This is a genomic window from Pseudomonas sp. 3-2 (assembly GCF_019710535.1).
Taxonomy (GTDB): domain Bacteria; phylum Pseudomonadota; class Gammaproteobacteria; order Pseudomonadales; family Pseudomonadaceae; genus Aquipseudomonas; species Aquipseudomonas pharyngis.
In genome coordinates this window covers 3,256,118-3,279,633 of sequence record NZ_CP081200.1, presented here as the reverse complement: position 1 = coordinate 3,279,633, position 23,516 = coordinate 3,256,118, and the positions used below count along the sequence as shown (strand labels likewise).

Annotated in this window: 19 protein-coding genes; 10 read left to right on the top strand and 9 right to left on the bottom strand. The window is 60.0% G+C overall.

Annotated features, from left to right (window positions below; translation table 11 throughout):
- Nucleotides 1-15: 15 nt before the first annotated feature.
- Both K3819_RS14780 and K3819_RS14775 read right to left on the bottom strand, forming a co-directional pair.
- A complete protein-coding gene (locus tag K3819_RS14780) occupies nucleotides 16-1,470 on the bottom strand; it encodes a hypothetical protein (RefSeq protein ID WP_221397313.1) in 1,455 nt (484 codons plus the stop codon).
- 544 nt (nucleotides 1,471-2,014) lie between these two features.
- Complete coding sequence (locus tag K3819_RS14775) at nucleotides 2,015-3,037, bottom strand: zinc-dependent alcohol dehydrogenase family protein (protein ID WP_064381679.1); 1,023 nt, start codon at nucleotides 3,035-3,037, stop codon at nucleotides 2,015-2,017.
- A 270-nt stretch (nucleotides 3,038-3,307) separates the two neighbouring features.
- Between K3819_RS14775 and K3819_RS14770 the strand changes: the two genes are divergently transcribed.
- The 5 genes from K3819_RS14770 (at nucleotide 3,308) to hxsA (ending at nucleotide 8,191) form a co-directional block, all read left to right on the top strand.
- A complete protein-coding gene (locus tag K3819_RS14770; RefSeq protein ID WP_074690647.1) occupies nucleotides 3,308-4,222 on the top strand; it encodes a LysR family transcriptional regulator in 915 nt (304 codons plus the stop codon).
- Between the two features lie 345 nt (nucleotides 4,223-4,567).
- A complete protein-coding gene (gene hxsD, locus K3819_RS14765; protein ID WP_221397312.1) occupies nucleotides 4,568-4,867 on the top strand; it encodes a His-Xaa-Ser system protein HxsD in 300 nt (99 codons plus the stop codon).
- Nucleotides 4,864-6,351, top strand: a complete 1,488-nt coding sequence (hxsB, locus tag K3819_RS14760; protein ID WP_221397311.1) for a His-Xaa-Ser system radical SAM maturase HxsB — start codon at nucleotides 4,864-4,866, stop codon at nucleotides 6,349-6,351. Before hxsD ends, hxsB begins: the two co-directional genes overlap by 4 nt.
- A complete protein-coding gene (hxsC, locus tag K3819_RS14755) occupies nucleotides 6,351-7,586 on the top strand; it encodes a His-Xaa-Ser system radical SAM maturase HxsC (RefSeq protein ID WP_221397310.1) in 1,236 nt (411 codons plus the stop codon). The genes hxsB and hxsC overlap by 1 nt, the downstream gene beginning before the upstream one ends.
- A complete protein-coding gene (hxsA, locus tag K3819_RS14750) occupies nucleotides 7,583-8,191 on the top strand; it encodes a His-Xaa-Ser repeat protein HxsA (protein ID WP_221397309.1) in 609 nt (202 codons plus the stop codon). The genes hxsC and hxsA overlap by 4 nt, the downstream gene beginning before the upstream one ends.
- A gap of 74 nt (nucleotides 8,192-8,265) precedes the next feature.
- Here the strand turns inward: hxsA and K3819_RS14745 are convergent, their stop codons facing one another.
- A complete protein-coding gene (locus K3819_RS14745; RefSeq protein WP_221397308.1) occupies nucleotides 8,266-9,516 on the bottom strand; it encodes an MFS transporter in 1,251 nt (416 codons plus the stop codon).
- A 101-nt stretch (nucleotides 9,517-9,617) separates the two neighbouring features.
- On the opposite strand from K3819_RS14745, the gene K3819_RS14740 reads away from it, so the two are divergent.
- Nucleotides 9,618-10,586 (top strand): AraC family transcriptional regulator, encoded by a 969-nt coding sequence (locus tag K3819_RS14740; RefSeq protein ID WP_221397307.1) that lies wholly within the window; start codon nucleotides 9,618-9,620, stop codon nucleotides 10,584-10,586.
- Between the two features lie 37 nt (nucleotides 10,587-10,623).
- On the opposite strand, the gene K3819_RS14735 is transcribed toward K3819_RS14740, so the two are convergent.
- The 6 genes from K3819_RS14735 to K3819_RS14710 all read right to left on the bottom strand — a co-directional run bounded on the left by K3819_RS14735 (nucleotide 10,624) and on the right by K3819_RS14710 (nucleotide 16,378).
- Complete coding sequence (locus K3819_RS14735; RefSeq protein WP_221397306.1) at nucleotides 10,624-11,385, bottom strand: SDR family oxidoreductase; 762 nt, start codon at nucleotides 11,383-11,385, stop codon at nucleotides 10,624-10,626.
- Nucleotides 11,386-11,414: 29 nt separating this feature from the next.
- Nucleotides 11,415-12,242 (bottom strand): EamA family transporter, encoded by an 828-nt coding sequence (locus K3819_RS14730; protein ID WP_064596476.1) that lies wholly within the window; start codon nucleotides 12,240-12,242, stop codon nucleotides 11,415-11,417.
- Nucleotides 12,243-12,317: 75 nt separating this feature from the next.
- A complete protein-coding gene (gene gcvA, locus K3819_RS14725; RefSeq protein WP_221397305.1) occupies nucleotides 12,318-13,223 on the bottom strand; it encodes a transcriptional regulator GcvA in 906 nt (301 codons plus the stop codon).
- 42 nt (nucleotides 13,224-13,265) lie between these two features.
- The gene (locus K3819_RS14720) at nucleotides 13,266-15,269 is read right to left on the bottom strand and encodes an FUSC family protein (RefSeq protein WP_221397304.1); all 2,004 of its coding nucleotides are present in this window, start codon (nucleotides 15,267-15,269) and stop codon (nucleotides 13,266-13,268) included.
- A complete protein-coding gene (locus tag K3819_RS14715; RefSeq protein WP_085610250.1) occupies nucleotides 15,269-16,177 on the bottom strand; it encodes an HlyD family secretion protein in 909 nt (302 codons plus the stop codon). The genes K3819_RS14720 and K3819_RS14715 overlap by 1 nt, the downstream gene beginning before the upstream one ends.
- Nucleotides 16,178-16,189: 12 nt before the next feature.
- Complete coding sequence (locus K3819_RS14710) at nucleotides 16,190-16,378, bottom strand: DUF1656 domain-containing protein (protein WP_085610249.1); 189 nt, start codon at nucleotides 16,376-16,378, stop codon at nucleotides 16,190-16,192.
- 139 nt (nucleotides 16,379-16,517) lie between these two features.
- Here K3819_RS14710 and K3819_RS14705 point away from each other — a divergent pair, with 139 nt between their 5' ends.
- The 4 genes from K3819_RS14705 (at nucleotide 16,518) to K3819_RS14690 (ending at nucleotide 23,478) form a co-directional block, all read left to right on the top strand.
- Nucleotides 16,518-17,333: a helix-turn-helix domain-containing protein gene (locus K3819_RS14705; RefSeq protein WP_085610248.1), complete on the top strand. Its 816-nt coding sequence runs from the start codon at nucleotides 16,518-16,520 to the stop codon at nucleotides 17,331-17,333.
- A 266-nt stretch (nucleotides 17,334-17,599) separates the two neighbouring features.
- Entirely contained in the window at nucleotides 17,600-18,853 is a 1,254-nt protein-coding gene (gene mexE, locus K3819_RS14700) for a multidrug efflux RND transporter periplasmic adaptor subunit MexE (protein WP_221397303.1), read from the top strand.
- Nucleotides 18,854-18,868: 15 nt separating this feature from the next.
- The gene (locus K3819_RS14695) at nucleotides 18,869-22,060 is read left to right on the top strand and encodes an efflux RND transporter permease subunit (RefSeq protein ID WP_064596472.1); all 3,192 of its coding nucleotides are present in this window, start codon (nucleotides 18,869-18,871) and stop codon (nucleotides 22,058-22,060) included.
- Nucleotides 22,057-23,478 (top strand): efflux transporter outer membrane subunit, encoded by a 1,422-nt coding sequence (locus K3819_RS14690; RefSeq protein ID WP_039768284.1) that lies wholly within the window; start codon nucleotides 22,057-22,059, stop codon nucleotides 23,476-23,478. The genes K3819_RS14695 and K3819_RS14690 overlap by 4 nt, the downstream gene beginning before the upstream one ends.
- The last annotated feature ends 38 nt before the right edge of the window (nucleotides 23,479-23,516 follow it).

The window sequence follows — 23,516 nt, the reverse complement described above, 5'->3', positions numbered from 1 at the left end:
GCAGCAAGATCACATTCAACCTTCCGCCGAACGATCACTCGCAGTGACCTCGTGCTCGGGCAATTCCTGCGTTTTGGCGAAAGGCTCACCCATCCGGATAGCATCCATTGCATACAACCGACAGATCAGTCGCAGGGGTAAACCGCTGACATCGGTCATCCATTGCAAAACCTGCTCTGGCGCGTGCAGGCCCTGCATGGCACGGTGCAGATCGGGCATGGCGACCAGCATGCCCGGATGGCAAGTGCGCAAGAATCGTTCAAGGCCGGCGCCGGCATCGATGAAGGGCGCGAACAACAGACAAACCACCTGTGCCTCGTTGAGGCCGAAATTCTTTTGCAGCGCCGCCGCAGCCAGCGACCGCTGCCCGTCCAGATCGGACAGATTGCCGAACCGGGATATGAAGCGTTCGCAAACCTGTTCAGGCGTGTTCCGGCGGCGCATCATCGCCAGGCATTGCTGCAGATAGTCCGATACACCGGCCTCGTAACTGCGGCCTTCCGTGTAACTGGCTTGCAGCCCCTTCAGGTAGGCACCGAGCAAGGGGTCGTTACATTCACCGGCACGCGCTTCAAACATCAGTTCATCGGCTTGGAACCCAAGAAAATCGCTGAGCAAAGGCCAGCGCTCCTCCATCTTGCCGACCACCATATCGTCGATGCCGATATAGCTGGTGCGGCGACAGGCCTCGAACTCACCCTGCGGCCGCCATGGCACCCGGTCTTCCTCGGAATAGAGCTCGCGATAACAATCGCCACCGATGCTATCGAGCAATCCGAACAGTTCATCGAACCCCACTCCCCTTCGCACCAGCTCGCCAATGCCGGCCTTGCGCACCGCCCGGTCGAGACCGTCGATAAACTGCTCCTGACGGCGCGCGTTGTCGCTGCTGATCAAGGCGTCGACACCGTTGTTCCAGCGGGCAACCTGGCCGTAGAACTCGGAAGTGGTCAGATACAGGTCGTCCCACAGTGTCAGCTCCTCATCCCGTCCACGACGATGACCCACCATCAGCAGATTGAGTCTGCCGGCCTCTCGCCCCTCATCGCTGACAGGCGCCAGATGGTTGAAAGGCAGGATCTCGCGATGATCCACCATCAGAAGCTCGACCCTTGGGTCGTCATGCAGGAACAGAGCACTGAAGCTGCGATGCATGTTGTGCAGTGCGGAATCCGGTACGCCATTGCAACGCAGGGTGGCGACCCGCAACTGAAATGTGGCGGGCGCACGGCCGGCGATGCTCAACTGGGCGGCGCGTAACAGGGCCAGGCTGTAACAGCAATCACGGGTACCGGATTGAGTCACCAATACCTTGAATTCACCGATGCGCTCCATCCCCCCCGCAGCAACCGCCAGGCGCTGGATCAACAGCTGCAATGCCGTGCGTTCGGCACGTGAAAAGAAACTCAGCAGGCGTTGCAATACTTGCTGGTAGACATAATTCATTGCCTGATCATGGATCGTGCTCATCAGTACTTCACCCGGTATCAAAGGTTTATATCGCGCGGCCACGAATGGCGAACGCACAATCATTCTTCATTAATTAATAGACGCTGAAATGCTAACACTTAAGTTTTCGTAGTTATTTGAAACAGTTGAGCGCGCGGCGTCTCGGATTTGCGAGCAGCATGACCGAAAGCCCCGTCGTAGCTGGGCTCTTCGAGAAAGTGAGTTTTCCTAGGAAACTTCTTACAAGCCCCTGCGCACGATGAGCACAAGAAAAAAAGAAGGGATTACATAGCGCCCCTACAAACATTAAACAAAAGTTTGAGGCGCGATGATAAACAGCTGATTGATATTGCACGGAGCAAATAGAATGCACAGACATAGCTCATTCCTTGAGATGAAAGTAGTCATTCAATTATCAGGGTCTTAAGGGCAATTAGAAGATACAGATCGAGAGCAAAAACCAGTTCAGTTGCTGAACAGCCCCAGGCGTCTGGCCCAGGGTTTCTCGATGTCTGAAGGAGAAAACGCACAAGAGTCCGTGGGGCCACGGACTCTAATTGGAAGGTCAGGCAGTTTCGATTTGCAGGGCAACCCGCTCGCGGCATGGGCACTCGTCCATGTAGCGGTGAGCTTCGACAAACTCGTTGAACGGAAACACCCGGGTCTTGAGCGGAAGCAGCACACGGTCGGCGGTGAGCTGGTTGATATCACGCAAGGCACGTTGCAAGGCGACGTGGTCCTGGATGATGCCCAGCTCTGGCTTGCCGGTGAAGTTGCCGATGCAGTGCACGAAGAACTGAATGTTCTTCTGGAACGCCGCACAGGCCGGGAACGGCGTCTGGTTGCCGCCCTGCAAGCCGTACAGCACCAGGCTGCCACGGGGCGCCAGCACATCACCGAGCAGCGACATCTGTGGCCCGCCGAGCCCGTCGAACACCACGTCGACACCCCGGTTGTCGGTGATCTTGTTGATTCGCATCAACAGGTCTTCTTCTTCGGTGACGATCACTTTCTCGGCACCGAGCGACAGCAGGTACTCACGCTCTTCCGCCGTTTTGGTAGCGGCAATCACCCGCACACCCAGCGCCTTGCCCAACTGGACGAAGGACGGACCGGCACAGTGGCTGGCGTCGGTCACCAGGGCGAACTGTCCGGGCTTGACCCGTGCCAGATCGACGTAACCGAAATAGGCGATCAACAGCGGCGTGTAATGCACGCTGGCTTCAATCGGGCTGAGCACGTCCGGATAACGGGTCAGCGCGGTGCGCGGCAGAACGATCAGTTCGCCGTAGACCGGATAATCATTGGGGCTCTCGGCCGGGAAGCTGGCCACCTTGTCGCCCACGGCCAGATCTTCGACGCCGTCGCCGATGGCCGTGACCACGCCAGCCATTTCATGACCCAGGCCTGAAGGCAGACGCGCCTGTGACGACGCCAGATTCTGGCGCCACAGCGTGTCATACCAGCTGATGCCGATTGCCTCGACACGCACCTGCACTTCGCCAGGACCTGGCTGAGCAGCCGCATGCTCTTCGCATTTGAGCACCTCGGCCGGACCAAACTTGTGAAAACGGATCGTGCGGGACATCGCAAACCTCGTCAAAGTAACCTCTAATGCCCTGAACTCTATCTGGGCTTTCCAGCCAAGACTATCAGTGGCTATTAATAGTCGACATGCCTGTCATTGATTCCGCAGCATGGCCAGCATTGAAAAAATCCATGAAAAATCTGCTGCCGCCTTCTCAGTAAAGCTGAATTACCCGGTGCAGAGTACCAGCCTTTCCCCGTAAGATTCATGCCGGCCATTGTTCTCATATGGTCGCTCTCGTCAAGCTTGATGACTCTGCCAGGACTCCAGATGAATCGTAATGACCTGCGTCGTGTCGACCTCAACCTGTTGATCGTGTTCGAAACGCTGATGCACGAGCGCAGCGTGACCCGTGCGGCGGAAAAGCTGTTTCTCGGCCAGCCGGCGATCAGCGCGGCGCTTTCACGCCTGCGCGGCCTGTTCGACGATCCCTTGTTCGTGCGCACCGGGCGCAGCATGGAGCCTTCCGCCCGCGCGGTGGAAATCTTCGCCCTGCTCTCCCCGGCCCTGGACTCGATTTCGACGGCCGTCAGCCGTGCAGCGGAATTCGACCCGGCCACCAGCACTTCGGTATTCCGCATCGGCCTGTCGGACGACGTGGAATTCGCATTGCTGCCGATGCTGCTCAAGCGCCTGCGCGCCGAGGCGCCTGGCATCGTGCTGGTGGTGCGTCGCGTCAACTACATCCTGATGCCCGGCCTGCTCGCCTCCGGCGAAATCTCCATCGGCGTCAGCTACACCACCGACCTGCCGGCCAACGCCAAACGCAAGGTCCTGCGCCGCAGCGCCCCCAAGTTGCTGCGCGCCGATACTGTGCCGGGCCCACTGAGCCTGGACGATTACTGCGCCCGACCGCATGCGCTGGTGTCGTTTGCCGGCGATCTCAGTGGTTTCGTCGATGAAGAACTGGAAAAACTCGAACGTAAACGGCATGTGGTCCTGGCGGTGCCGCAGTTCAATGGACTGGGTACGCTGCTGGCGGGCACCGACATCGTCGCGACCGTCCCCGATTACACAGCGGAAGCACTGACGGCGGCTGGTGGTCTTCGCGCGGAAGATCCACCGTTGCCGACGCGCACGTTTGAACTGCACATGGCCTGGCGTGGGTCGCAGGACAACGATCCGGGTGAGCGCTGGTTACGGTCGCGGATTCAGATGTTTTTCGGGGATCCGGATAGTCTTTAGGCGCCGCCTGATAGGCTGTTCGGCTGATCATTTCTGCCTTTCCACAAACCATGGAGCTCCATTCACTTCCAATGGATTGCTACATTGGGGGCATATCTGAGGACATGCTTTGGATGGGTTGAAAAGGATGCCCCCAGCCTGAAGGCCAAGCAGGCTATAGATGAGGATGGGTTGACTGAGGGAGATATGAACCCTCGACCCTACCCCGTATCATTCCGAGCCGTAGTTAGCGCACCACCCACCACGCTGGACAAATGCGTGCAAATGTAAAAAATTATGATGGCACAATGCCTCGGAAACCGGCAATATCCACACGTTCCCAACGGATTTGAAGGACCGGTTCCGATGACATGGCCAGTCACGCTGAAACTCGACAACGCAGCCTACCCGCTCAGCGTGGTGCAACGCGCCGCTTATTCCCTGGCCGACACTGTCACGATCCAGGTCGGTATTGAAGCCAATCAGATAAGCCTCACGGCCCACCCCGCTGAAGCAAGGCTAACGCTTTCCCCGGAGCAGGCTCACTCGCTGATCCTTCAGCATCTGAACGACTTCGCCCTCCGCGACCATATCAACCGCGAAACAGCAGGGCTGCGCGAAGTCCTGGCCCGAGCCGCGCTCGCTGGATGTGGGGTTTCGCAGTGACACTGATTGCGACAGACGCCAAGCACTACCGCTTGCTGCCTTTTCGTTTCATGCGCATGAACACGGGACATGACCGTGACATCCTACTCACCTCCGATACCGGTGAGTACATGCACGTGAACGACGCGCAATTACGAGCCCTCAGTTACTTCGACGTTCAAGCAAGTACGCCTTTTTACAAGGACCTGCTGGCCCGCCACTTCATCTACGAACCAGGCCGCCACGACCCGTTCCCGGAAATGGCCGCGCAGTATCGCAGCCGCAAGGACTTCATCTTCCAGGGCCCTGTACTGCACTTGTTCGTGGTTACATTGCGCTGCAACCACACCTGCCTGTACTGCCAGGTGTCGCGGGCCCCTCTGGGAGGATCCGGCCACGACCTGTCGGAAGCGGATGCACTGGCGGCGGTCGATCGCCTGTTCGAATCGAACGCTCCCGCCCTGACTGTGGAGTTTCAGGGTGGCGAGCCGCTTCTGGCCTTCGAGCGCGTCCGCCAGATTGTCGAATGGGTCGTTGAACGGAACGTGGTCGAACAACGGGATATCCAGTTCGTCATCACCACCACGCTGCACCACCTGACGGAGGAAATACTCGATTTCGCAGAACAAAATCGCATCCAGTTTTCGACCTCGCTCGATGGGCCGGCGCCCTTGCACAATGCCAACCGCCCTACCCCGTCACGAGACTCCTACGAACGCACTGTAAAAGGCATCCAGTGGGTCCGTGAGCGCCTTGGCCATGATGCAGTTTCCGCGCTGACCACGCTGACTTCAAGAAGCCTCGAACAACCTGAAGCGATCATCGATGAGTATGTAAGCCAGGGCTTCTCCAGCATCTCGCTTCGGCCTCTGAGCCCTTATGGGTTTGCCACCAAGAGTGCCCATCGACTTGATTACCCTATTGAGCGATACCTGGCCTTCTACAAGAAGGCGCTGGCCTATTTGCTGCATATCAACCAACAGGGCGTATACCTCTCAGAGAGTTATACGAGCTTGTTGCTGAAGAATATCCTGACACCCTTCTCCTCCGGCTATGTAGACCTGCGCTCCCCCACTGGCGCAGGCACTGCGGCGCTGGTCTACAACTATGATGGTTACGTCTATCCCTCGGACGAAGCCCGAATGTTGCTGGAGATGGGTGAAGACGGCTTGAGGCTCGGCACCGTGCAGCAACCCTTGTCTGAATTACTCGCATCGCCCGTTATGAATGCGTTGCTCGCCAGTGGTGTAGCAGAGGCGCTGCCGGGCTGCTCCGATTGCGCACTTGTCCCGTACTGTGGTGCTGATCCCGTCGAACACTATGCCCGCCAAGCTGACCCGATCGGACACCGAGTGTTCAGCAGCTTCTGCAAGAAGAACATGGGGCTGCTGAAGCATCTTTTCGGCCTGCTTTGCGATGGCGACGACAACGTGCAGAGAGTGTTGCTGTCTTGGTTGAACAGGCGCTCTTACAACGATGTCCGGTTCCCGGGTTACAGGGGCTGATGGCGATGCTGCGCAAAGATACCCACTTCGAAATCCATCACCTGAATGAGCCGAAACTGCTCAAGGTCATCACTCTGGATGAGTTCATCGAACAAGGCCTGGCTGTTTGTGCCGGAAGCGCTGAGTTCGGTGACCTGCTGCTTTGGCTGCCAAACGAAGAACGGCTACGGAACCCGCATCTGCTCTCATTACCAGTGGGTGGATTCCTGATCCCGGAGCCATTGATTGGCGACTTCGACAGCGCGCGGCCACACCTGCACACCCCTAAAGATGCGGATGTCGTGCAGCCCGGCGATGTCATTGCCATCACACCAGGCAACGCGATGGTGCGAGTGCTCTATCGACGAGGCTCAGACAGCAACCTGCTGTTCATGACCGATCGTTGCAATAGCCTCTGTCTGATGTGCTCGCAGCCGCCCAAAGATATCGATGACCGTTGGCACATCGAGGAGAACCTACGGCTGATCGACCTGATGGACCCGGGCGAGGAAAATCTGGGAATCAGCGGCGGAGAACCAACGCTTTATCGCGACGGCCTGCTCGAAATCCTGGCCAAGTGCAAAGCCGTTTTGCCGCAGAAACCCATTCATGTGCTCAGCAACGGGCGTCTGTTCCAAGACCCGAGCTGGATCGCAGCGCTCTCTGCCATCGGCCACCCTCAGTTGAGCTGGGGCATCCCGCTGTATGCCGACAATGCCGAAGACCATGACCATGTGGTGCAGGCTCCAGGCGCGTTCAGCGAAACCCTGCAAGGTCTTTACAACCTGGCGCGCGCAAACCAGATCATCGAGATACGCGTGGTGCTCAATCGCCTGACCACGCCACGCTTGCCCGAACTCGCCCACTACGTGTTCAGGAACCTGCCCTTCGTGCGGCATGTTGCGCTGATGGGTATCGAAAGTACCGGCCTGGCCAGGAAGAACTACGAAGAACTATGGGTTGACCCGCTGGACTATCAAGAGTCGTTGAGCCAGGCCGTGTATTTCCTGTTCAACCGCGGAGGGCCGGTTTCGATCTACAACTTGCCCCTGTGCCTGATCCCGGCCCACCTCTCGCGTTTCGCCCGCCAAAGCATCTCGGACTGGAAGAACCTGTTCATCGATACCTGCCAGCAATGCGCTGCCGTCAAACATTGCTCTGGCTTCTTCAGATCCCACACTGACCGCTGGCAGAGCCGCGGCGTCCAACTACTATCGACCGAGGCCTTTAGCGCCTATGCAAGGAGTGCACAGTGAAATTGCTCGACCGCTGGAAAGTCCTGATCAGTGGGATCAGCTTGCTGCCAATGGCAGGTACCACCCTGGCACAGGCGGGCCATCTGTCGCTCGCCGATGCGAACTGGCAACCCAAAGACAAGCTACAGCCCCCGGTATTTGCCGATACGCTCAATGCGCCAGACACCGTCAACATCTATGCGGCACATCGCTCGCACAGTTCGCACCGATCCCACAGTTCGCACAGTTCTCACTACAGCGGCTCGAGTGGCTATAGCGCACCTCGCTACTACAGCCCACCCGCTACCAGTACCCGAAGCTACAGCGCGCCGAGTGCTTCGAGCAGCACGTCAAGCAGCAACAGCCTTTATCAGTCGTCTGGCACTACCAGCGGGACAAGTTCGAGCACTTCAAAGAGCCGCGCGACCAATGAGCAGAAAAGCAACCTGGTCACCCGTGTGCAGACCGCGCTGATGGTGCGCCAGTATTACCAAGGCACCATTGATGGGGTGATGGGCAAGGCGACACGTGGTGCGTTGATGGCCTTTCAGATGGACAGTGGGCTGACCGTGAATGGCCGGATGGATACGCCATCGTTGAATGCGTTGGGTATCAAGATTCCATAAATCGCTCCGTGAGACATCGTATTCTGTTGTATCTCCTGATTACGAACGCGTTCGAAACGGTTTGGCAAACCGGATCAAAGGTGCAACGCGGGTTTGGCCTGGCGAACGTCATGGCCAGAAGGGACGCGGACCCGCAGCGCAATCAGCAACGCGGCCAGTAGCATCAGCGCGGCCGCTGCGACGAATACGCCTGCGCTGCCACCGAGGCTGAATACCGCACCGCCAGCGGCCGCGCCTGTTGCGATAGCGGACTGCACAGAGGCCACCACCATGCCTCCGGCGCTTTCCGCCTGATCAGGTACCGCATTGGCGACCCAGTTCGACCACGCCACCGGCACACCACCAAAGGCCAGACCCCAGATCGCCAGCAATACCGCCTGCCCCGGCACCGACGCCGGCAACAGCACCAACGCCAATGCTGCGACGCCGACCAGCGCGGGCATCAACACCAGAGTGGCCAGCGGGTAGCGCTCCAGCAGCCTCCCGGCTAACAACGTGCCGACGAAGTTCGCCACACCGAACCCCAGCAGCATCAGCGACAACCCTTGCGGGCCGATGCCGGTAGTCCCTTCAAGGAATGGCCGAACATAAGTGAACATCGCAAAGTGCCCGCTGTGCACCAGTACACAACCGAACATGCCCATGGCGATGCCCGGGCGCAGCAATACCTCCAGAACGGTGCGCAGTCTTGCCGGCCGGCGCGGCGCGAGGCGCGGCAGAGTGAGCGACTGGAAAGCCAGGGTCACCATGCCTACCGCCGCCGCTGCCAGGAACGCGCTGCGCCAACCATATAATCCACCCAGATAACTGCCCAGCGGCACTGCCACGACCGTCCCTATGGCTATGCCGCTGAAAATGATCGACAACGCCCGAGGCAACAGAGCATTCGGCACCAGGCGCATCGCTACCGCTGCCGCCATGCTCCAGAACCCGCCAAGGGCAATACCCAGCAAGATGCGCATCAACAACAGCACCACGAAGCTGGAAGAAACGGCGACCAACAGATTCGAGGCGACCATCAACGTGGAAAAGCCCAGCAACACCCAACGTCGGTCGATGCTGCGGGTCAGACCTGGCACCAACAAGCCAGCGAACAGCGCCACCACGGCTGTTACCGTCACCGCCTGGCCAGCCAGCGCTTCGGACACTCCCAGTTCGGTAGCCATCAGCGTCAACAAACTCGCGGGAAGGTACTCAGCGGTGAGTAACCCGAACACACCCATTGCCAATGAGAAGACGGCCATCCACGCGGGCGTCGCAGGCTCTACATCCGCACCGACGCCGCAATGGCGGTCGGATACGGCGTTACATACACAGTCATTCATTGCACGGATCTCCCAATGTTCATTGCGAGCCGAGTCTAGGCGCTGAAAACTGGATGATCTATGATCCAAAGTCTCTACTTTTTGATCAAAACCCCTGAACGATGTCTGCAGACCAGTTTGCTCTTTCCTCGGACCTCATCAACGAGCTGTTGCGTGGCATGCGCCTGCGAGGCGTTGAATACCGGCGTATCCAGGCGGGTCCAACGTTCGGATTGAGCTTCGCGGAAAAACCTGGGCACGCCTGGTTCCACTTTATGGCCGTCGGCAATGCGGAATTGCGAATGGAGGACGGCAACAGGTACGCGCTGTCTGCCGGCAACGCCGTGTTCATCTCCCATGGCGCGGCTCATCAACTGTTTTCCCATCCGGACGCGCCTGTTCAAGACATCGACGGTCTAGACGGCGAAACCTTGGGTGACACCGTCAGCGCGGTGGATACCGGAGCCGATGCCAGCCCAACGCCGAGCACTCTTTTGTTCAGTGGTTGCATGGAGTTCGAACTGGGCAGTATCCATGGCCTTGGCCGGCTGATGCCTGGCCTGATGCTGATTGATGCCGGTGGCCAGCGTTACCCCGGGCTGGTGCCGATCCTGACCACTATGGAACGGGAGGTCAGCGCCGCCCGTGTCGGCTTCGCCGGTATCCTCGCGCGGTTGGCCGACGTGGTGGCCGCCATGGTCGTTCGCGGCTGGGTGGAGTGCGCCTGCGGCAATGCTTCCGGGCTGATCGCCGCCTTACGCGATCCACGCTTGGCCGGTGCATTGCTTGCGCTCCACCAACAACCGGGCCGCGAATGGACCGTTGCGCAGTTGGCAGAGCATTGCAATACCTCGCGCTCTGTATTTGCGGAGCGCTTCCAGGTCACGATTGGCATGACTCCACTGCGCTACGTGACCGAACTGCGGATGCGGCTTGCAAGCCAGTGGCTGACGCTCGAAAGGCTGCCGATCGAAGAGGTGGCGCAGCGTTTGGGTTATACCTCCCAGGCTGCGTTCAGTCGTGCATTCAAGCGCATTACGGGCAGGACACCGGGCTTGAGTCGCAAGGCGAGGCAGCCCGCGATTACTTGAAGTCGAGCGCAAGGAGTCGACGATCCGTGCCTCTGACTCATTTACCACCCGTTACGTCGAGGAATGTACCGGTAACAAATGATGCCTCTGCACCAGCCAGCCACAAAATGGCCCGCGCCACTTCCTCCGGCTGCCCGCCACGCCCCATCGGGATCGAGTCCTTGACCCGATCGACCCGCCCCGGCTCGCCGCCGCTGGCGTGCATGTCGGTATAGATGTGCCCCGGGCGGATACAGTTGACGCGAATGCCCTCACGGGCCACCTCTTTGGCGAACCCGATGGTGAACGTTTCCAGTGCGCCTTTCGATGCTGCGTAGTCGACATATTCATTCGGACTGCCCAGACGCGCCGAGGCCGACGACACATTGATCACCACGCCGCCCGCACCGCCGTGCCGCAGGGACATGCGCTTCACGGCCTGTTGGGCGCACAGTATCGGCCCGAGAGCATTGACCGCAAAGATGCGTTGCATGCGGGCGAAGCCCAGGTCCTCCAGGCGTGACTGTTGCGCCAGCACGCCAGCGTTATTGACCAGGACATCGATGCGCCCGAACGTGCGGTCGATCGCGGTAAAAAGACTCGCGACCTGCTCGGGATCGGCACTGTCGGCGCGCATCGCCAACGCCTTGCGCCCCAGCGCTTCGACATCTGCCGCCACCGTCAACGCGGCGGACTCATTGGCAACGTAACTGATCGCGACGTCGTAGCCTTGTGCAGCGGCGAGTCGGGCGGTGGCGGCGCCTACTCCACGACTGCCACCCGTGATCAGAATCAGCGGAGCTTGCGAGACGTTAACCATGAAACTACTCCTTAGCAGATGATGCCGAGTCAGCCGATGATGATCGCGCCGCTGGCGATCACCACACAGGCCAGCATCCGGCGGACGGTAAGTGTTTCACCGAGGAACAGGTAGCCAAGCAACGCCGCGAACAGCACGCTGGTTTCACGCAGGGCTGACACCGCGCCCAGCGGGGCTTCGTTCATCGCGTAGATAACGATTGCGTAGGCAAGCAGAGAAACCAGCCCGCCCATTGCCGCAGCGAACATACCGGGCCGAATCGAAAACAGGCTGCGGGCATCGCGCAGACCGATGTAGACCACCGGCATCAGCACGCCCCACAAGGCACTCATCCACACCGTGTAGGCCAGCGGCGCACCGGACAGCCGCGCGCCAATGCCGTCGACCACGCTATAAGCCGCGATAAAGCAACCGGTTCCCAATGCGTAAGGCAGGCTGGGCACTGACAGGCTGCGTCCCCGGAAAGCCAGCGAAATGATGCCGCCTGACACCAGCGCAATACCGAGCATTTCGCCCGGGGTGATGGTTTCGCCGGCAAACAACGCGGCGCCGAGCGTAATCAACGCGGGTGATGAACCGCGCGAAATCGGATAAATCTGTCCCAGATCGCCGACCCGGTAACTGCGCACCAGAAACAGGTTGTAGCCAACGTGCAGCAATGCCGACAGCAGCGCATACCCCCAGCTCTGAGGCGCAGGCGCCACCATGAACATCGCGGCAACTGCACAGACTATGGCGATTGCAACGCACATCACCGTCATCGACCAGAGCCGATCGGCACCGCCGCGCAGCAATGCATTCCAGCCGGCGTGCAGCAGCGCGGCGAACAGGACAAGGAGGACGAGATGAGTAGGCATTGGCCATTTTAGGCAGCCCGAACGGCCGGATTACAGAGAAGGCTCCTCATTGCACCATGAGCGATTCTTCATGCCTCAAACCTGCCCGCCTTGCACTTTGAGCGCCTCACCGAGCAACCACTCGCGAAAACTCTCAATGTGCGGCTGCGTCTCAACGCCCTTGGGGCAAACGAAGTAATAGGCGAGCGGTGACTGAAAAGGCACATCGAACAGCCGCACCAGACGGCCATCGCCGATTTCCTTCTCGACATGCCCGCTGCGTACCAGGGCAATGCCATGGCCGAGCAAAGCCGCCTCCACCGTCATATTGGTATCGCCAAACCTGACGCTTTCCCGTAGCGGCAAAAATGCCAGCCCGACGGACTGGAACCACGCTTCCCATTTCGGCGCCAGTTCGGCGCCGTCACGAGCCAGCAGCGGCAACTGCAACAAATCGGCGGGACTGCTCGGCATTCCGACGCGTTGCAGCAGTTCGGGGCTGGCCACCGGGAAAACCTGCTCACCGAACAAAAACTGTGAATACAGACCGGGATAGTTGCCCTTGCCCAAGCGGATCGCGACATCGGCTTCGCTGCTGGCGAAATGGATGACCTTGTCCGTGGTGTCCAGCGACACCAACAGTTCCGGGTGCTGGCGGGCCAGGCTCGGCAAGCGTGGCAGCAACCATTTCAAAGCAAAGGAATAGGTCGTGCTGACGCTGAGCCGGACCCTGCCCTTTTGCTCACGCAAGTCGGCCAGCGTCGCCTCAAGGCTCATAAAGAACTCGCGCACAATCGGCGCCAAGGTAGCGCCCGCAGGCGTAAGGCGTAACGACTTGCCCCGTTCAAACAGCTGCAGGCCCCAAAGTTCTTCCAGATGCCGCAGCTGATGGCTGACCGCGCTCTGGGTTACATGCAGTTCCTGCGCGGCGGCGGTGAAAGTCGGGTGCCGGGTGGATACTTCGAAAGCCCGCAAGGTCGCGGTCGGGGGCAGATCTCTCATAAACAAAGGGTCCGGGATTGGCAAAACATCGAGGTATGAATATCAAGTCATGTTAGAGCGAAAGTTCGCTGGTTGCTTCCTGCGTATAACGGGACTCGCGATGAGTGCGTATTGCTCCAGCAGCCAGGCGAGCTCTTTGTAAACAATCGCCAGATGTTCCGCACCGAGCCGGTTCATCGCTTTTGCTGTGCGCCGTGCCTGTACCGCATTGATCCCCGGTTCACCCGCGCATCGAGCCATCCGCCGAATGCCGGCCCGCGCACATTGGGCGACGGCAGAATCAGGGGCAATGTCGTCCGTGCTCCGTTGAATCCGGTTCAATTGCTTGCTCAATTGCAGCGACAGCCATCCAGCTCGGTCATCAAGCGTGGTGTCGGTGCCAAGCAGATTTTTCAATGTAACGATCCGATGTTGCTGTTTCGCTTGCCATTGCGGGTGATTGATAGTGCCTGCACGACGCAGCAGTGACCGGATGCCCCTGTGAATCGAGCGCTTCAGGGCTTGAATATCCCGTGCTCTGTCTCTCGGCATCAACTGAAACGCCAACAGGCAGACGGCCATGGCCACGAACCAGGCGAGTGACTGATTGGCAAAATCAGCGAAATCATAGACCGCCGTACCGCCAGTACTCACCAAGGTGTTGAAGCCGATCAGGTAAGCAACCCCTTGCAGCCCGTGGCGAGGCTGGCTCGTCGCATGAATCCCGAATGACCAGAATGCCGCAAGCATCAGCAGCAACAGAGGGAAATCGTTGATCTGCGGCAGCAGCAGAAACTTGCACAGCGCAGCTGCGACCACGGCGTAGAACGTACCCCGGATAAAACCGGCCATGCCTTGTTCAGGCGCGGAAACGGTCGCCAGCAGTGTGCAGCAGGGTCCAACGACCGCCAGCAGCGTGGGTCCCTGGTCCCAGCCACTGAAATACCAGATGGCGCCGGCGGCCAGTATGGCGAGCAATGCCCTGCAGCCGTTGCGCGCGGCATCGGCGTAGTTGCGGTGGAAACTCACGAGCCTTACCGGTTGCCGGCGAGGGTGATCGAGGCTGGAAAAGTGCTGCAAGGCTTCGCTCAGGTCGGCCAGTTTTTCGTCCAGTTGGTCACAGAATGGTCGTACGCCGGGGGTTGCCTCCGCGCAAGCCTCCACCTGAACACGCAGCTGGCTCACGGTCTGGGCACAGGCGTGATAGTCGTCATCGTCGGCGCTTATCCGGTTACTCAGCGCGAGCAACGCTGCGCTTGTTTGGACGAGCAACGGCGGCTCGGTTTCCATACGGTAACGGTCGTAATGCATGTCGAGCACCACGGCGTGTAAATGCGCCAGCCCTGCCTGAATCGCCGATTGCCGCGCGCGAAGCAGCGCTGACTCACCGCGTCCGAGCCCCAACAGATCGTCCACTTTGCCGATATCGATGGCGAGCTCATGAGCCTGTGTAAACCGCTCGGCGCGCTGTTCGCCCGAGAGGCGCATCGCGAGCAGCCTGGCGCTGCGGGCACAGACCTCGGCGAGCGTGCGTCTGACTTTGTTCTCCATGGTCCTCGAGCTGAACAGCGTGACCACCAGACTCAGGCAAAGCACGCCGAGTGCCACCGCTGTGCCACGGGTCACGATGTGCTCGAAGGCCTTTTGCGGCGCGACGATGGCCGGACCCAACGCGAGGCAGACGGTATATCCGGCCACCACGGCGGCGGTGGCCTGGTAATGTCGCAACACGGTCATCGCCGCCACACACAAGCCCAGCCACAGGCCGATGCCGAGCAAGAACAGCAACATCTGTTGGGCGAACAGCCCGGTCAGGACGCAAGCCGCGAACAAACCTGCCAAAGTCCCCAGCATCCGGTAGAAGCCCTTGCCGCGAACCGCGCCTTGTACCGGCTGCACCAGCAACAACACCGTGGAAGCGCCCGAGAACGGCGAGTCCAGATGCAGCTCAAAGCCGAGCCACAGCGCCAATCCTGCCGCCAGGACGCTGCGCGATACGTAGGCGAAAGTGGCAGACGTCCAGGGTCGGGGGATTGCCGCGAACAGCCGTATTACCAGACTGGTCATCACATAAATGCCTGCAACCAATGGATGAGGCGCCAGCGCGGCACCTCGTCGGGCTGCGTGACTTCGACGCTGGCGGTCATGCCCGCTGCCAACTCCACGCCCTCCGGTACGTTGTCCAGTTCAATGCGCACCGGCACACGCTGGGCCAGGCGAATCCAGCTGAAGGTCGGGCTCACCTCGGGCAAACCGCTGTCGTTGCGCACCTCATTGGAGTCCGCAATTCCCCTGCCCATGCTTGCGACATGGCCTTCGAGCAACGGCGCGAAGCCCATCAGTTTGATCGACACCGGCGCACCGATACGCACACCCGGCAACTTGGTCTCCTCGAAATAACCGGTGATCCAGAAACTGTGACCGTCGACCACAAACAGGTTGGTATGCCCAGCCTCTGCGTAATCGCCCGGGTGCAGTCGCAGTTGCGTGACGTAGCCATCGACCGGCGAACGGATCGTCGTGCGCGCAAGGTCGAGTTGCGCCTGGGCAAGATGGCTGCGTGCCGCGTCCAGCCGCGATTGGGCCACCGCCAGGTCACGCGCGGCGTTATCGACCTCTTCACGAGCGATGGCCCCGGCCAGTTGTGCACGACGCTTGAATTGAGCGTTGCGTTGGTCGAACACACTGCGTGATTCGGCCAACTCCGCCATGCGCTGCTGCAGTGCCAGTCGATAAGAGCGCGCATCAATGCGATACAGCAAATCGCCCTTGGCCACCCATTGGTTATCGCTGACCACCAATTGATTGATTTGCCCGGACACCTCCGGTGCAATCCGCACAACCTGCGCACTCACGCGCCCGTCCCGCGTCCAGGGCGCCAGTACATAGGCGCGCCAGAGTTGCAGGCAGAACATCAGCGCCAATGAACCCAGAACGAGAGTAGCGGCAGGTTTGAGAATTTTGACGATAGACATGGTGACCCTCGCTCAGTAATGGACGACCAGCGCCGAGAGAACGATGAGCGAGACGAAGAAACGTGCCAGCGCGGGGTGCCACACGCTGTCCAGCCAATGACGGGTTACACGATCAATGACTCTGTAGGCCAGAAATGTCGCGCCGAGGTATATGAACAACGGAGGAAAGTAGAGGTTGGCAATAGAAACTTCATTAAGCATGGCAAGCACCCGAATCCAGATTTTCAGCGTTCGCCCGGCCGTGTCGGGCGTGTTGAAAATGCTAAGGAATCACCGCGCTTGCCGATATTGAGTAGACTGCCAAAAGATAATCAAATCCAGACAACCGGCGACCTCCCCCATGGCCGAAGCTCACCTCTTGCAAGTCGATCAATTCGAATACGACAACCTCGCGCAACCTGCCGTCGCCTTGATGCTCGCACCCCAGCGCAACGACAGTGAGTCCGCCGAACACAAGCACCGCAAAGGCCAGTTGGTCGTGGCGTATCGCGGCGGCATTGTCTGTACGGGAGAAGATGGTGTGTGGATGGTCCCGTCAGGGTTCGGCGTCTGGATTCCCGGTGGCATTTCGCACAGCAACCGCGTTACTGCCAATGGTCAGGTGTGTTTCCTGTTCATCGAACCCGGCGCCGCATCAATGCCCCATCACTGCTGCACTCTGGCGCTGTCGCCGCTGATTCTGCAGTTGATCCTGCACCTGAGCGATCAGGCGCAGGATTACCCTGCTGACTCGCGCACCTGGCGGCTGGCCGGTGTACTGCTTGAAGAGCTTGAACAGGCGCCGACCGAACAGCTTTACCTGCCGCTGCCCGCCTCAAAACCGCTGCGCGCGATCGCTCGGGCCTTGGCCCAGGACCCCGCCGACCGCGCCACCATGGCCAGTTGGGCACAGCAGGTGGCGATGAGCGAACGCTCGCTGGCCCGGCTTATAAAAGCCGAAACCGGGCTCACTTTTGGCCAGTGGCGCAAGCAATGGCAGATCATCGTCGCGCTGCAAAACCTGGCCGAGGGGCAATCAGTACAAAGGACGGCGGAAGCGCTGGGCTACGAATCCGTCAGTTCCTTCATCAGCATGTTTCGCAAAACCTTGGGTAGCTCACCCGCACGCTATCTGCGCAGCACGCAAACATCAGCGTGGGCTGAGCGTTCAGCGTGAGGGACGCCAAGGCCTGGTCACTTCGGCCGGGCATTTAATCGGCGCGTAATCCTCACCGCGCAATTTCATCGCGACAGTTGCCGATCGCGCAACACAGAATTGTCATCAAGCCAATTGATAGCCCCCTAACGAAAGGCGCATGCTAGGGGGCTTTCGCTCGGCTTATATCATTCCGAATGATAGTTACCTTCGTGTCATTCGATTCGTTTTGCTATCGACCCGCCGAGCATCATCCGCCCATCTTCAATACATTGGCGGATGCATCCATGGAACAATCACTCAAACATTTGCGCTTCCCGTTGGCTCTGTTGGCCATGCTGGTGATGAGCGCCTGCGGCAAGACTCCGGAAACCGCGGCGGCCATGCCTGCTGCCAAGGTCAGCGTGGCCAAGGTGCTGGAACAACCGGTCAACGAGTGGGACGAATTCACCGGACGCCTCGAAGCGCCGGAAACCGTTGAAATCCGTCCGCGGGTCTCCGGCCAGATCGACGAAGTCGCCTTCACCGAAGGTGCTCTGGTCAAGAAAGGCGACCTGCTGTTCCAGATCGACCCGCGTCCGTTCCAGGCCGAGGTCCGCCGCCTCGAAGCCCTGGTTGCCCAGGCCCGTGCCAACGCCACTCGCAGTGAAAACGAAGCCGTACGCGGTGAGCGTCTGCGTACCAGCAACGCCATTTCCGCCGAACTGGCCGACTCGCGCACCAGCGCTGCACAAGAAGCCCGAGCCGCTGTCGGCGCGCTGCAAGCGCAACTGGATCTGGCCAAACTGAACCTGAGCTTCACCCGCGTCACTGCGCCAATCAGTGGCCGCGTCAGCCGTGCCGAGATTACCGCCGGTAACCTGGTGACCGCCGACACCACCCCGCTGACCAGCGTTGTGTCCACCGACAAGGTCTACGCCTACTTCGACGCCGACGAGCGTGTGTTCCTCAAATACACCCAGCTCGCCCGTCAGGGTCAGCGCGGCGCCACCACCCCGGTGTACATGGGCCTGTCCAATGAAGACGGCAACCCGCACCTGGGCCAAATGAACTTCGTCGACAACCAGGTCAACCCGAAAACCGGCACCATCCGTGGTCGCGCCGTGTTCGACAACAGCGACGGCACTTACACCCCGGGCCTGTATGCACGTCTGAAACTGGTCGGCAGCGGCACCTACAACGCCATGTTGATCAACGATGAAGCGGTCGGTACCGACCTCGGCAAGAAGTTCGTGCTGGTGATGGATGGCGACAACAAGACCGTCTACCGCGCCGTTGAACTCGGTCCGAAGATCGAAGGCCTGCGTATCGTGCGCAGCGGCCTGAACAAGGACGACACGATCATCGTCAAGGGTCTGCAACGGGTTCGCCCTGGCTCCCCGGTTACGCCTGAAGTGATCCCGATGGCCAGCGAGCAAACCATTGCCGCTCTCGCTCAACAACGACAAGCGCTGGAAGCCAGCAACCTGCCCAAAGTCGCACCTGCCAAAGGCGCGCCGGGTTCGGTTGTAAAACTGGCTGCTGCGACCCCACGCGGTTAAGGGACGACAACTCCGATGAATTTTTCCCAATTCTTCATTTCACGGCCGATCTTCGCAGCGGTGCTGTCGCTGTTGATCCTGATCGCCGGTGCGATTTCGCTGTTCCAGTTGCCGATCAGCGAATACCCGGAAGTCGTGCCACCGACCGTGGTGGTGCGTGCCAACTTCCCGGGCGCCAACCCAAAAGTCATCGGTGAAACCGTGGCGGCTCCACTGGAGCAAGCCATCACCGGCGTCGAGAACATGCTGTACATGTCCTCGCAATCCACCGCTGACGGCAAGATCACCCTGACCATCACCTTCGCCCTGGGTACTGACCTGGACAACGCGCAGGTGCAGGTGCAGAACCGCGTGACCCGGACCGAGCCGAAGCTTCCGGAAGAAGTGACGCGCATCGGTATCACCGTCGACAAGGCTTCGCCCGACCTGACCATGGTTGTGCACTTGACCTCGCCGGACAAACGCTACGACATGCTGTACCTGTCCAACTACGCGATTCTCAACATCAAGGATGAGCTCGCTCGCCTCGGTGGTGTCGGTGACGTGCAGTTGTTCGGTATGGGCGACTACTCGCTGCGGGTATGGCTCGACCCGAACAAGACCGCTTCGCGCAATCTGACCGCGACTGATGTGGTGACCGCCATTCGCGAACAGAACCGTCAGGTGGCCGCCGGCCAGTTGGGCGCGCCCCCTGCCCCGACTGCGCAAAGCTTCCAGCTGTCGATCAACACTCAAGGCCGTCTGGTCTCCGAGGAAGAGTTCGAGAACATCGTCATTCGCGCCGGCGACAACGGTGAAATCACTCGCCTGAAGGACATCGCCCGCGTCGAACTGGGCTCCAGTCAGTACGCCCTGCGTTCGTTGCTGAACAACCAGCCAGCCGTAGCGATCCCGATCTTCCAGCGTCCGGGCTCCAACGCCATCGAAATCTCGAACGAAGTTCGCGGCAAGATGGAAGAGCTGAAGAAAAGCTTCCCGCAAGGCATGGACTACAGCATCGTCTATGACCCGACGATCTTTGTGCGCGGCTCCATCGAGGCGGTGGTTCACACCCTCTTCGAAGCACTGATTCTCGTGGTTCTGGTGGTGATCCTGTTCCTGCAGACCTGGCGCGCCTCGATCATTCCGCTGGTGGCGGTGCCGGTATCGTTGATCGGTACGTTTGCGGTGATGCACCTGTTCGGCTTCTCGCTCAACGCCCTGTCGCTGTTCGGCCTGGTACTGGCGATCGGTATCGTGGTGGACGACGCCATCGTGGTGGTGGAGAACGTCGAGCGGAACATTGAACTGGGGCTCAACCCCTTCGATGCGACCAAAAAGGCCATGGGTGAAGTGACCGGCCCGATCATTGCGACAGCGCTCGTGCTGTGTGCGGTGTTCGTACCCGCCGCGTTCATCTCGGGCCTGACCGGTCAGTTCTACAAGCAGTTTGCTTTGACCATCGCGATCTCTACGGTGATCTCGGCGTTCAACTCGCTGACCCTGTCACCAGCACTGGCCGCCGTGTTGCTCAAGGGCCACGACGCGCCGAAAGATCGGTTCTCGCGAGTGCTGGACAAGATCTTCGGTGGCTGGCTGTTCCGTCCGTTCAACCGTTTCTTCGACCGCGCCAGTCACGGTTACGTCGGTACCGTGCGCCGGGTCATCCGTGGCAGCGGCATCGCCCTCTTCCTGTACGCAGGCTTGATGGTGCTGACCTTCTTCGGTTTCTCCAGCACCCCGACCGGCTTCGTACCCGGCCAGGACAAGCAATACCTGGTGGCCTTCGCGCAACTGCCGGACGCCGCGAGCCTGGACCGCACCGAAGACGTCATCAAGCGCATGTCCGACCTGGCACTGAAACAGCCAGGCGTGGAAAGCGCCGTAGCGTTCCCGGGGCTGTCGATCAACGGCTTCACCAACAGCCCGAACGCCGGCATCGTGTTCGTGACCCTGAAACCGTTCGACGAGCGTAAAGACCCGAGCATGTCCGCCGGTGCGATTGCCGGTGCCTTGAACGGCCAGTACGCCGGGATTCAGGAAGCCTATATGGCGATCTTCCCGCCGCCGCCGGTACAGGGGCTGGGCACCATCGGTGGTTTCCGCCTGCAAATCGAAGACCGGGGCAACCTGGGCTACGAAGAGCTGTACAAGGAGACCATGAACATTATTGCCAAGAGCCATAACGTTCCGGAACTGGCCAACCTGTTCACCAGCTACACCGTGAACGTGCCGCAGGTCGATGCCGCCATCGACCGGGAAAAAGCCAAGACCCACGGCGTGGCCGTCAGCGACATCTTCGACACCCTGCAGATCTACCTGGGTTCGCTGTATGCCAACGACTTCAACCGCTTCGGTCGTACCTATCAGGTCAACGTTCAGGCCGAGCAGCAGTTCCGCCTCGAGTCCGACCAGATCGGCCAGCTGAAAGTACGCAACAACAAGGGCGAAATGATCCCGCTGGCGACCTTCATCAAGGTCAGCGACACCTCGGGCCCGGATCGTGTGATGCACTACAACGGCTTCATCACCGCTGAAATCAACGGTGCAGCAGCCCCGGGCTACAGCTCCGGCCAGGCCGAAAAAGCCATCGAGAAACTGCTCAAGGATGAACTTCCGAACGGCATGACCTACGAGTGGACCGACCTGACCTACCAGCAGATTCTGTCCGGTAACACAGCGCTGTTCGTGTTCCCGCTCTGCGTATTGCTGGCGTTCCTGGTGCTCGCGGCTCAATACGAAAGCTGGAGCCTGCCACTGGCGGTGATCCTGATCGTACCGATGACCCTGCTGTCGGCCATCACCGGTGTGATCATCTCTGGCGGCGACAACAACATCTTCACCCAGATCGGCCTGATCGTACTGGTGGGCCTGGCGTGCAAGAACGCGATTCTGATCGTCGAGTTCGCCAAGGATAAGCAGGAAGAAGGCCTCGATCCGCTGGCCGCCGTACTGGAAGCCTGCCGTCTGCGTCTGCGGCCGATCCTGATGACCTCGTTCGCGTTCATCATGGGTGTGGTGCCACTGGTGTTCTCCAGCGGTGCCGGTGCCGAGATGCGTCATGCCATGGGTGTGGCGGTGTTCTCCGGGATGCTCGGTGTGACCTTCTTCGGTCTGCTGCTGACCCCCGTGTTCTATGTGCTGATCCGCAACTTCGTGGAGCGCAGCGAAGCTCGCAAAGCGGCCAAGGCGCAAAATCTTCAAAAGCCACTGGAGGCGCACCAATGAGTCTGAAAGTCTTCCTGCCGAGCCTGCTGGTGCTGGCCCTGAGTGCCTGCGCCGTCGGCCCTGACTACAAGACCCCGACGACGGAGGCGGCGAACATTACGTCCGCCACCGACGGCGCCGCCGGCCAGAAGAACTTCGACCGTTCGAAATTCGAAGGCATCTGGTGGCAGCAGTTCGACGATCCGACCCTTAACCAGTTGGTGACTCAATCGCTGCAAGGCAACCGTGAACTGCGCGTGGCATTCGCCCGCTGGAAAGCCGCCCGGGCGATCCGCGACGACGCCAGCAACGATGCAATGCCGACCATCACCAGCCGCGCCAGCAGCGATCTGGCCAAAGGTCAGATCCCGGGCCAGACCACCAATCGGGTCAATAGTGAACGCTATGACCTGGGCCTGGACATGGCCTGGGAACTGGACCTGTTCGGACGTATCCAGCGCAATCTGGAAGCGAGCGACGCCGACCAGCAAGCGGCCGAAGCCGATCTGTACCAACTGCAAGTCACCATGATTGCCGAACTGGTGGACGCTTACGGTCAACTGCGCGGTGCTCAACTGCGGGAAAAGATCGCGCTGGCCAACCTGAACAACCAGCAGGAATCGCGCAAGATCACCATCAGCCTGCGTGACGCCGGCGTTGGCGATCAGCTCGATGTCGAACGTGCCGATGCACGTCTGGCATCGGTCGAAGCCAGCGTGCCGCAGCTGCAGGCAGAACAGGCCCGGCAGAAAAACCGCATCGCCACCCTGCTGGGCGAGCGTCCGGACAAGCTGACCGTCGACCTGAGTCCGAAAGACCTGCCGGCGATTGCCAAGGCCTTGCCGATCGGTGATCCGGGCGAACTGCTGCAGCGTCGTCCGGACATCCTCAGCGCCGAGCGCAGACTGGCTTCGGCCACGGCGCGTATCGGTGTGGCCAAGGCCGACCTGTTCCCACGGGTCAGCCTCAGCGGTTTCCTCGGCTGGACAGCCGGGCGTGGTTCGCAGATCGGTTCCTCGGCGGCCAACGCCTGGGCGCTGGGCCCGAGCATCACCTGGGCGGCGTTCGACCTTGGCAGCGTGCGGGCCCGTCTGCGCGGCGCCGATGCCGATGCGGAAGGCGCACTGGCGACCTACGAACAGCAAGTATTGCTGGCGCTGGAAGAGTCGGAAAACGCCTTCAGTGATTACGGCAAACGTCAGCAACGGTTGATCTCGCTGATCCGTCAGAGCGAATCGAGCCGCAAGGCTGCCGATCTGGCTGAAATCCGCTACCGCGAAGGCACCACCGATTTCCTGGTCCTGCTCGACGCCCAGCGTGAGCGTTTGAACGCTGAAGACAGCCAGGCCCAGGCCGAAGTGGATCTGTATCGCGGCATCGTCGCGATCTACAAGGCCCTCGGTGGCGGTTGGCAGCCAGAAACGGTCGCCAGCAAGTAATCGTTTTTTTAAAGAGCTCCTTTGGTTGGCCGCAACCA

Coding starts and splice junctions, on each gene's coding strand:
- K3819_RS14780 (WP_221397313.1), bottom strand. CDS start 1,470: ATGAGCACGATCCATGATCAGGCAATGAATTATGTCTACCAGCAAGTA.
- K3819_RS14775 (WP_064381679.1), bottom strand. CDS start 3,037: ATGTCCCGCACGATCCGTTTTCACAAGTTTGGTCCGGCCGAGGTGCTC.
- K3819_RS14770 (WP_074690647.1), top strand. CDS start 3,308: ATGAATCGTAATGACCTGCGTCGTGTCGACCTCAACCTGTTGATCGTG.
- hxsD (WP_221397312.1), top strand. CDS start 4,568: ATGACATGGCCAGTCACGCTGAAACTCGACAACGCAGCCTACCCGCTC.
- hxsC (WP_221397310.1), top strand. CDS start 6,351: ATGGCGATGCTGCGCAAAGATACCCACTTCGAAATCCATCACCTGAAT.
- K3819_RS14745 (WP_221397308.1), bottom strand. CDS start 9,516: ATGAATGACTGTGTATGTAACGCCGTATCCGACCGCCATTGCGGCGTC.
- K3819_RS14740 (WP_221397307.1), top strand. CDS start 9,618: ATGTCTGCAGACCAGTTTGCTCTTTCCTCGGACCTCATCAACGAGCTG.
- K3819_RS14735 (WP_221397306.1), bottom strand. CDS start 11,385: ATGGTTAACGTCTCGCAAGCTCCGCTGATTCTGATCACGGGTGGCAGT.
- K3819_RS14730 (WP_064596476.1), bottom strand. CDS start 12,242: ATGCCTACTCATCTCGTCCTCCTTGTCCTGTTCGCCGCGCTGCTGCAC.
- gcvA (WP_221397305.1), bottom strand. CDS start 13,223: ATGAGAGATCTGCCCCCGACCGCGACCTTGCGGGCTTTCGAAGTATCC.
- K3819_RS14720 (WP_221397304.1), bottom strand. CDS start 15,269: ATGACCAGTCTGGTAATACGGCTGTTCGCGGCAATCCCCCGACCCTGG.
- K3819_RS14715 (WP_085610250.1), bottom strand. CDS start 16,177: ATGTCTATCGTCAAAATTCTCAAACCTGCCGCTACTCTCGTTCTGGGT.
- K3819_RS14710 (WP_085610249.1), bottom strand. CDS start 16,378: ATGCTTAATGAAGTTTCTATTGCCAACCTCTACTTTCCTCCGTTGTTC.
- K3819_RS14705 (WP_085610248.1), top strand. CDS start 16,518: ATGGCCGAAGCTCACCTCTTGCAAGTCGATCAATTCGAATACGACAAC.
- mexE (WP_221397303.1), top strand. CDS start 17,600: ATGGAACAATCACTCAAACATTTGCGCTTCCCGTTGGCTCTGTTGGCC.
- K3819_RS14695 (WP_064596472.1), top strand. CDS start 18,869: ATGAATTTTTCCCAATTCTTCATTTCACGGCCGATCTTCGCAGCGGTG.
- K3819_RS14690 (WP_039768284.1), top strand. CDS start 22,057: ATGAGTCTGAAAGTCTTCCTGCCGAGCCTGCTGGTGCTGGCCCTGAGT.